An 8750-nucleotide genomic window follows, 5' to 3' on the forward strand; every position below is an offset into this window, starting at 1 on the left:
CACCCGCGCCTCCTCCACCGCCGCATCGCCCGTCCCGCCCGCGGCATCCACCGCGATGCCCGGCGCGCGCATGGTCCTTGCGGTCATTGCAACCGGGATCATGTCCGGACTGGGCGGGATGGCGCTGGCGCTGGCGCTGCATGCGGTCCAGCATGTCGCCTATGGCTATGGGCAGGCGGGCGGGCCGCACAACTTCCTTGCCGGCGTCAGCGCCGCGCCACCATGGCGGCGGGTGGCGGCCCTGTTTACCTGCGGCGTGGTCGCGGGGTTTGGCTGGTGGGGACTGCAACGCGCGGGACGGCCACTGGTCAGCGTCACGGCCGCCGTGGGACGTGGCGATGCGCCGGGCAAGGCCATGCCCGCGCTGTCCACGACCATCCATGTGCTGCTGCAGATCGTGACCGTCGCCCTTGGCTCCCCCTTGGGGCGGGAGGTCGCGCCACGTGAATTCGGGGCGCTGCTCGCCTCCCGCGGGGGGCGCCTGCTGGGCCTTGCGCCGGGGGATGCGCGCATCATCATCGCCTGTGGCGCGGGGGCGGGACTGGCTGCGGTCTATAACGTGCCGCTGGCGGGCACGCTGTTCATCCTCGAAGTGCTGCTCAAGGCATTTTCGCCCCGTGCGGCGATGGCGGCACTTGGTGCGTGCGGCATTGCCGCCGTGGTGCCGTGGATCGCCCTTGGCAACGTGCAGCAGTACGACATCGGCCCCATGCCGCTGACGCCCGCCATCATGATGTGGGCCATCTGCGCCGCACCGGTCATCGGCGTGTGCGCCCATGCGATCAAGACACTCGGCACACTGGCGCAGAACCGCGCGGCGTCGGGGGCGGCGCGTATCGCATGGTGCCTTGCGGTCTTTACGGCCATCGGCCTGCTGGCGTGCCTGTTCCCGCAGCTTCCGGGCAACGGGCGCGGTCCGACGCAACTGGCGGTGGCGGGCCGCATCGGCGCGACGCTGGGCGCGGAACTGCTGGTGCTGAAAATCGTCGTCGTCATGGGCGCGCTGCGGGCGGGGGCGGCCGGCGGCCTGCTGACGCCAAGCCTGACGATGGGCGCGCTGCTCTCAAGCGTGCTGGTCGCGGGATGGAACCTCGCCGCCCCTGCCGTGCCCGCCGATGCCGCCGCCCTGATCGGCGGGGTCGCCTTCCTCGGCACGTTCATGGCCATGCCCATGACGGCGCTGGCGCTGGGGATCGAATTCACCCGCGTCGGGCATGACATGTGGTTCCCGATGTGCCTCGCCATGGCGCTGTGCGTGGCCGTGGCACGCGGGTGCGCGCGCCTGACCCACCTGCCGGGGCCACTGACACGGCCTGCCGCGCCGGGGAGTGTGTCGGCGCGGTCATGAGGGCTTTTTTTCCGGGAAGGCGGCGTCTTTTGAAGCTTTTGGAAAAAGCTTCACCAAAAACTTTTAATTGTTGAAGTATTAAAGTCTTTTTGCTTCTTTTTCTTCAGAAAAAGAAGGGACTTCAGGCCACCAGCGGCGGCAGGTCCAGCGGCGCCAGGTCCTCCGGCATGCCAGCGATCACGCAGGCCACCCCGGTATCGCGATCCACCACAAGGCGCAGGAGAACCTCCCCGCCCGCCGGGTCGAACAGGTCGGAATGCACCGCATATCCCGCCCGAAGCGCCCGGCCCGCACGCGCGTCCTCGCCCGCGGCGGCATCCATCAGGCGGCCGATCGCACGATCCAGACCCAGCATCACCCGCGTGGGCGACAGGCGGCCGCCCGGCCCGTCCACCGGACCCTCCCCCGTACAGTACCGCTCCAGCAGGCGCGCCCACCCCGCCGTGGTCACAAAGGCAGGCAGCACCGCGTCATCGCCCTCGTGACGGACATGCATGATGCGCCGCGTATTGGCCCATCCCGCAACGTCCGCGCGCGGGACGGATGCGTCAAGCTGCACCGCGCCCGTGGGGGCATCACCCTGCGTCATCGCTTACGCCGCGATTTCAAAGCGCGACGGCAGCTTCAGCAGCGCCTGCGACGACAGCGCGGGCGAGATGAAGAAGCCCTGCACCCGGTCCGGCTTCATCGCGTGGACGATATCGAACTGCGCGCGCGTCTCCACGCCCTCCACCGTGACTTCCAGCCCGTATACCTGCCCCAGGCCGATCAGGCTGGCGAGCACATCGCGATCGCCCGGATTGTCCACGATGCCGGTCACAAGCGACTGGTCGATCTTGAGCTGCGTGAACGGCAGGTCCCGCAGGTGACGCAGCATCGTCTCGCCCTTGCCGAAATTGTCCATCGCGATCTGGAAGCCCGCGGCGCCAAGTTCGCGGATGTTGTGCATGCTCTGCTCCGCCCGGCGGCCCTGCAGCATCGGTTCCGTCACCTCCAGCACGAAATTGGCGGGCGACAGGCCGAATTCACGCAGCGACTGTTCCAGTTCCTCGCGGTATTCCGCACGGCCAAGGTCCATGCGTGACATGTTGATCGCAAGCTGGCGCGGGGGCTGCCCGGTGCTGTTCCACAATGCGACGTCGCGCTGGAACGAGGCGATCATCGACGGCCCCATCGCCTGCGTCAGGGTGGAGTCGGTAAAGACGTCGGCGAAATCCTCCGCCGCCAGCAGGCCGCGTTCGGGATGGTGCCAGCGCAGCAGCGCCTCGATCTGGTCAAGCTGGCAGGTGTGGCAGTTCAGGATCGGCTGGTAATAGACCTCGAACTGGCCATTCTTCACGCCGCTGCGCGCCTCGATCAGGATCTGGCTGCGGACCTGCGCGCGATGGCGCAGGGCGGCGGTGAACATCTGCGCCTGCTTGCCGCCCGCGCGCTTGGCCGCATACAGCGCCATGTCGGCGTTCTTCTGCATGTCCTCGACACTTTCGCGCGCATCGAGGAAGACGGCGCCGATGCTGCCCGAAATGCTGACGGTCACGGTCTCGATGTCGATCGGGCGTTCAAGGGCCGCCTGCAGCCGGTCCATGTATTTTTCCAGCGGCACGCTGCGCAGGGTCTTGTTCAGGACGATGGCGAATTCGTCCCCGCCAAGGCGGCTGATCGGGTCATCGGGGTCCGTCAGTTCCACAAGGCGCGAGGCGACGACACGCAGGACGATATCGCCCGCATGGTGGCCGTGGATGTCATTGATCTGCTTGAACCCGTCAAGGTCGAACATCACCAGCGCGCGCGATTCCGGCGGCTCCTTGCTCGACAGGCCAAGGGCGGCGGACAGCGCGGTGTTGAACCCCCCACGGTTGAGCAGCGCCGTCAGCGTATCGGTTTCCGCCGGTTCCGACAGCCGCTCCTTCGTCTTCATCAGTTCGGTGATCTCGAAGCGGCTGGCGACATAGCCCTCCACCTCCCCCGTCGGCCCGCATTTGGGAATGATGGTCGTCGCAACCCAGTAGATCGTCCCGTCCTTCGCCCGGTTGCAGATATTGCCCCGCCATGGCTGCCCCGACTGGATGGTGCGGTACATGTCCTGGAAAAATGCCGCATCGTGATAGCCGGAATTGAGGATACGATGGGTCGATCCCAGCAGTTCCGCCGCGGAGTATTTGCTGACCTTGCAGAACTTGTCGTTGACATAGGTAATCACGCCATCACGGTCCGTAATGGCGACAATCAGGACATCATCAACCAGATCGGCCCAGAAATCCGCATCCTGGTGAGTAAGGGCGCGTAGCCGATCATCGTGTTGCAATGACATTTTTCCCTCAGACCTGAAAACGGGGGATCAAAAAATTCAGACAGTAATCTTCAGTCATAAAGTGGGGGGACCGCCGCGATGGCCGCGCCGGCACGGCGGTCCGTGACATCATTTCGCAGCCTTGCCCCCGACCGGCGCCCCGGCCGTGGCGGCCGGCGCCACCTTGGCCCTGGCCTCCGCGGCGTCCTTTTCGGCCTTCTGCATCTCCAGCGCGCCCGGACGGTCCGCGACCGGCGGGACGAACGTGCCCCGCGCCTTGCCCGCGCGATACCATTTTTCCAGTTCATGCGCGGGCAGCGGCTTGGCGAACAGGTAGCCCTGCATCACGTCGCACTTGAGCTCCTCCAGCAGGAGGCGCTGCTGCTCGGTCTCCACGCCTTCGGTCACGACGGTCATGCCAAGGCGCGACCCGATGCCGATGACCGCCATGGTCACGGCCTGCGCGTTGGTGTCGTGCTCGAAATCGTTGATGAAGCTGCGGTCGATCTTGATCTCGCTCAGCGGCAGGCGCGTCAGGCGCGACAGGGAGGAATAGCCCGTGCCGAAATCATCCATCGACAGGCCACAGCCCATGTCGCGGATGGCGTGCAGCACGTCGATCGTGTCGCTGCTGCTGTCCATCATGACGCTTTCGGTGATTTCCACCGTCAGGCGGTCGGGCGTCAGGTTGAACTGCCGCAGCAGGTTGGAGATGTATTCCGGCAGCGCGCGGTTGCGGAAATGCACCGCCGACAGGTTCACGGCCACGGTGGGGACATGCACGTCCGCATCGTCCCAGTGGCGCATCTGGCGGCAGGCCTCATGCAGGGACCAGCGGCCGATGGCCTCGATCTGGCCGGTTTCCTCCGCCACCGCGATGAAGCGGGAGGGGAAGATGTTGCCAAGGTGCGGGTGGTGCCAGCGCGACAGCGCCTCCACCCCGTACAGGCCGCCGCTCGCCGCCTCGACCTGCGGCTGGTAATGCAGGTTGAGCATCCCCTTCGCCAGCGAATCCCGCAGCGCGGAGCCGAGCACAAGCCGGTCCTGCGCCACCTGGTTCTTTTCCTGCCCGGCAAAGCGGTAGACGCCGCGCCCGTCGGCCTTGGCCTGGCGCATGGCGGAATCCGCGTTGCTGAGCAGGGATTCGCTGTCGGGGCCGTTGTCGGGGAAGCTGCTGATGCCGATGCTGCACGAGATGCTGAGCGTGTTTTCACCCACCTGCATCGGCTTGGCGATGGTGGTGATCAGCAGTTCGGCGAACTTGACCGCCTTTTCCTGCGTGCAGTCGGGCACGATGACGATGTATTCATCCCCGCCGGAGCGGCTGATGATGTAATCCCCCTGCACCAGGTCACGGATGCGCTGCCCGATTTCCACCAGGAACTGGTCGGCATAGACATGGCCCAGCGCATCGTTGATGTCGCGGAAGCGGTCGATGTCGATCATGAACAGGTAGAAGCGGCTGTCGCCCTCGCGCATGATCAGTTCGTCGATGATCTTGTGCAGCGAGGAGCGGTTGAGCAGCCCCGTCAGGGAATCGAAGTTCGACAGTTGCGAGATATGCTGGCGCGTCGCGTTCTGTTCCACCGCAAGGGCGCAGAACGGGATGCAGGCATCGACGATCCGCTCCGGCCAGCTTTGCGGCGCATGGGGGTCGCGCGAATACAGCGCGAACAGGCCCGACACCTGGTTGTTGTGCGTGCGGATCGGCGCGGAGCGGCAGTGTTCCAGCCCCAGCGACTTCGCGATCGACTGGTAATTGTGCCACAGGATATGGTTGCTGTACGACGGCTCACGCTGCAGGCGGGCGATGTCGGCGGGCTCCAGCTTCAGCCCCTCCAGCGCGTTGAAATAGCGCTTGGGCAGGCCGGGGGCCGAGAGGATCTGCAGCCGGTTGTCGGAATCGATCAGGATCAGGCACGCAACCGAATTGGGCACGAAGCTGTCCACGCGGCGGCACAGCAGGTCGGCCACGTCCTGGATCAGCAGGTCGGCCGCCAGCGCCTGGAGCACGTCGTTCTGGAGGATGAGGATCTTGCGCCTCTGGCTTTCCTCCGTCGCGTCCTTCATCACCGCGATGTAGTAGGTCTTGTCCGTGCCCGGCAACTGCACCTTGGAGATCGAAAGCTCGCCGCACACATATTCGCCGTCCGCGCGGGTGAACTCCACCTCCCGCGAGGTGCCGACGATCTTGTTGATCCCGGTCCTGCGGTTATGGGCGATGAAGCTGTCATGGTCCTTGCGGTAGTCGAGCGGCACGAGGCAACTGACATTGCGGCCCAGCACGTCCTTGCGTGGCAGGCCCCACATGCGCTCCGCCGCGGGGTTGAAGAAAATGACGCTGTTGTGCTCATCGATGATGACGATGGGGTCGATCGCCTGTTCCATGGCAGGCAACAGGATCTCGGCGTTAATCTTGGGCTGACTCACCACGCTCTCCAGCTCGCCCGTGTGGGTGCCCCCACACGTTTCAGGTTTCACATCATCTCGCACGGCCGGGCGGGATGTACCCCTGCCCGCACAGCCCTTATGGCTGTTTTTTCCAGACCGACATTTCCGTCATGCAGCAGGCATGAGCGGACCCACATCATGGCACACCATATCCGCTGCGCGGATGACGGCACATGATATGCCTCAATGTTTACGATGTTTACAATATTTAAGGGGTATTATTTTACACTACGGCGACATGCGCCCGCTGCATTCAGGGCCTGCGGAAGTCCTGCGGCAGCAGCCCGCCCAGCGGCCGGCAGGCATATTCGCACGCCTGCGCATCCTGTTCCGCGTTCTGGCGGAGTTCCGCCGCCCCCTGCGACACGGCGCGCCACGCGGCCTGCGCCAGCGCCTTGCGGCTGGGGAAATCATCGGGATCGAGTGCGGGATGCAGCATCACGGTCGCGCGCATGGACCGCCATTTCACCAGTTGCCACACATGGGGGCCAAGCTCCATGTCGCCATACCAGGCAAAGACCGGGCGGCGGGCGCGGTTGACCGGCAGCCCCTCCAGCCGGTCATACACGACGGAAACCGGCTGGATCAGCGGCGTCATCCCCGGCGGGTGCTGGCGCATGGCCTGGGCCTCCGGCGTGTCCTCCCGCCCGCGCGGGACGCGGGGCAGCTTTGCAATGGCGAAGAAGGCCGACATGAACGGCAGCACGCGCGACCCGTCCGACGACGTGCCCTCGGGGAACAGCACGAGGTTGTCGCCCCCGATCAGGCGGTCCATCATCTCGTCACGTTCGCGCCCGGTGGTGCTGCGCTGGCGGCTGACGAAGATGGTCCGGCCAATGCGTGAGACGAGGCCCATGATGGGCCATTTCTCGATATCGCCCTTGGCGACGAAATTTGACGGCAGCACGGTGCCCAGCACCGGCACGTCCAGCCACGAGGAATGGTTGGAGACATAGATCACCGGCCGTTCGCCGCGTGCGCGCGCCCGTGCGCCGCCAACCGACCCCGCCCTGCGCCCGATGACGCGGATCTTCAGCGACAGCAGGAAGCACAAGCCCCCCCAGACGAAGCGCGTCCAGCGGATCTTCGCCGTGCCGGGCACCAGCAGCAGCACCGCCTCGAACCCGACCGACAGCGGCACCCAGACCGTGATGGCGGCCAGGCGGCCGATCCCCCGCAGGGTACGCGCGCGTTCGCGCCACGGCCCGGACGGATGGATGCGCAGCGCCGCGATATCCGCGATGTCGCGCGATGTCACGGGGGCGATGGCGCGACGTTCGCGCGTGGCGCGCGGCTGTGGCGTGGGTGTGGCGGAAGTATCGCGACGTCGCAGGATGCGGCGCTGAATGAAATCGGCAATCATGCCCTATCCATAGACAGGTGGGACAGACCGCGCCGACAGGCGTCGCGATCGGGGTGGAGCGCTACTGTGGCGGGACCGACCCGCTTGCGGCCTGCACCGCATGCGGGTGCGCGCCGACCCTGTGTCCGGACGTAGCCGCCACCTTCGGGCGCGTCAAGTACGCCCCGCCCCGCCGGGGGCCGGCAGGGACGGGACGATACTTTGCGTAACGATAAAGGTGGCCGTGACACGGTTCCATAAAATATTTTTTTGTCGCATCCTCCCCGCACGGCATTATCAGGTATGAAGGACACGGTTTCGCGATTGCGCATCGCGGCCCCTTACCATCCGTCGGCACGCCCCGACCCTGTCCACGGGACCTCTGTAACGGGGGGGCCTGCGTGCTCCCCCTCTTGCCCTGAATCCCCAAGCCCAAGGAGTGCCCCCTGATGTCCGGATGGTCCGGTTACGGCCTGTTATCCGCCGCCACGGCTGTTCTGCTTGCCACGACACCACTTGCCTGCCCCACGGCCCAAGCGCGCGACGATGTGCTCAACATCCTGACAAGCTGCGACCACGAGGACCCCGAACTGCTGCGCCCGTTCGAGCAGGAAAACGCCGTGCAGGTGCATTTCCGCGACATCGACACCGTGGATTCCGTCATGTCCATCATCCGGCAGGCCCAGCCTGGTGACTGGGACCTTGTCGCAACCGACGAGACGGAACTGATGCCCATGGCGCGCAACGGCATGCTGATGCCGCTGGACCCGGCGGATTTCCCCACCACCGGCATCCCCGCCGCCGTGGCCGACCCGCAGGCGGGATCGTTCGACGGCCACCTGTATGCCGTGCCGGAGAAATTCGGGTATTTCGCCCTCGCCTTCGACCAGGCGAAGGTGTCGGCGCAGGCGCTGTCGGACATCAACGAGATCTGGAAGCCGCAGTACCAGGGCCATATCGCGATCTATGATTCATGGCTGCCGGTGCTGTCCTACATCGCGCTGGCGCTGGGCAGGGATCCCGCCAGCCTGTCGGACGAAGACCTGCCGGCGCTGCAGGCGAAGCTTGTGGCGCTGAAGGCGAACGCCGCCATCGTGGGCGACATGGCCACGGTGCAGCAGGCGCTGGCCGACGGGCAGGTGGACATCGTTGTCGGCGGCGGCGCGTGGACCACGGCGGGCATCGGCCATGACGGCGCGGTGCAGAAGGGGGAACCCGCCCCGGCCGCAACGCGGGGCCCCCCCACACAGGACGACGCGGATGACAGTGATGGCGACGATGACAACGCCCCGCCCCTGCCGCCCGGCGCGCACCCTGCC

Annotated in this window: 7 protein-coding genes; 3 read left to right on the forward strand and 4 right to left on the reverse strand. The window is 66.1% G+C overall.

The features are described from left to right. Positions 1-1348, forward strand: a 1348-nt coding sequence (locus tag HNH97_RS15765) for a chloride channel protein (protein ID WP_244949495.1), incomplete at its 5' end; no start/stop codon positions are given. A 121-nt stretch (positions 1349-1469) separates the two neighbouring features. Here the strand turns inward: HNH97_RS15765 and HNH97_RS15770 are convergent. The 4 genes from HNH97_RS15770 to HNH97_RS15785 all read right to left on the reverse strand — a co-directional run bounded on the left by HNH97_RS15770 (position 1470) and on the right by HNH97_RS15785 (position 7452). After that, positions 1470-1937, reverse strand: coding sequence for a hypothetical protein (locus tag HNH97_RS15770; RefSeq protein WP_171791509.1), 468 nt, complete (start codon positions 1935-1937; stop codon positions 1470-1472). A gap of 3 nt (positions 1938-1940) precedes the next feature. Next, complete coding sequence (locus HNH97_RS15775; RefSeq protein ID WP_171791510.1) at positions 1941-3659, reverse strand: putative bifunctional diguanylate cyclase/phosphodiesterase; 1719 nt, start codon at positions 3657-3659, stop codon at positions 1941-1943. A gap of 108 nt (positions 3660-3767) precedes the next feature. Then, positions 3768-6068 (reverse strand): EAL domain-containing protein, encoded by a 2301-nt coding sequence (locus tag HNH97_RS15780; protein ID WP_265176085.1) that lies wholly within the window; start codon positions 6066-6068, stop codon positions 3768-3770. Positions 6069-6342: 274 nt separating this feature from the next. Then, positions 6343-7452: a lysophospholipid acyltransferase family protein gene (locus HNH97_RS15785; protein WP_171791511.1), complete on the reverse strand. Its 1110-nt coding sequence runs from the start codon at positions 7450-7452 to the stop codon at positions 6343-6345. 17 nt (positions 7453-7469) lie between these two features. Here HNH97_RS15785 and HNH97_RS15790 point away from each other — a divergent pair, with 17 nt between their 5' ends. Together HNH97_RS15790 and HNH97_RS15795 are read left to right on the forward strand one after the other, a co-directional pair. After that, entirely contained in the window at positions 7470-7661 is a 192-nt protein-coding gene (locus tag HNH97_RS15790; RefSeq protein ID WP_171791512.1) for a hypothetical protein, read from the forward strand. Positions 7662-7880: 219 nt separating this feature from the next. Further along, positions 7881-8750: ABC transporter substrate-binding protein (locus HNH97_RS15795; protein ID WP_171791513.1), on the forward strand; the 870-nt coding region annotated here is incomplete at its 3' end.

This window comes from Gluconacetobacter entanii, assembly GCF_013155425.1.
Classification (GTDB): domain Bacteria; phylum Pseudomonadota; class Alphaproteobacteria; order Acetobacterales; family Acetobacteraceae; genus Novacetimonas; species Novacetimonas entanii.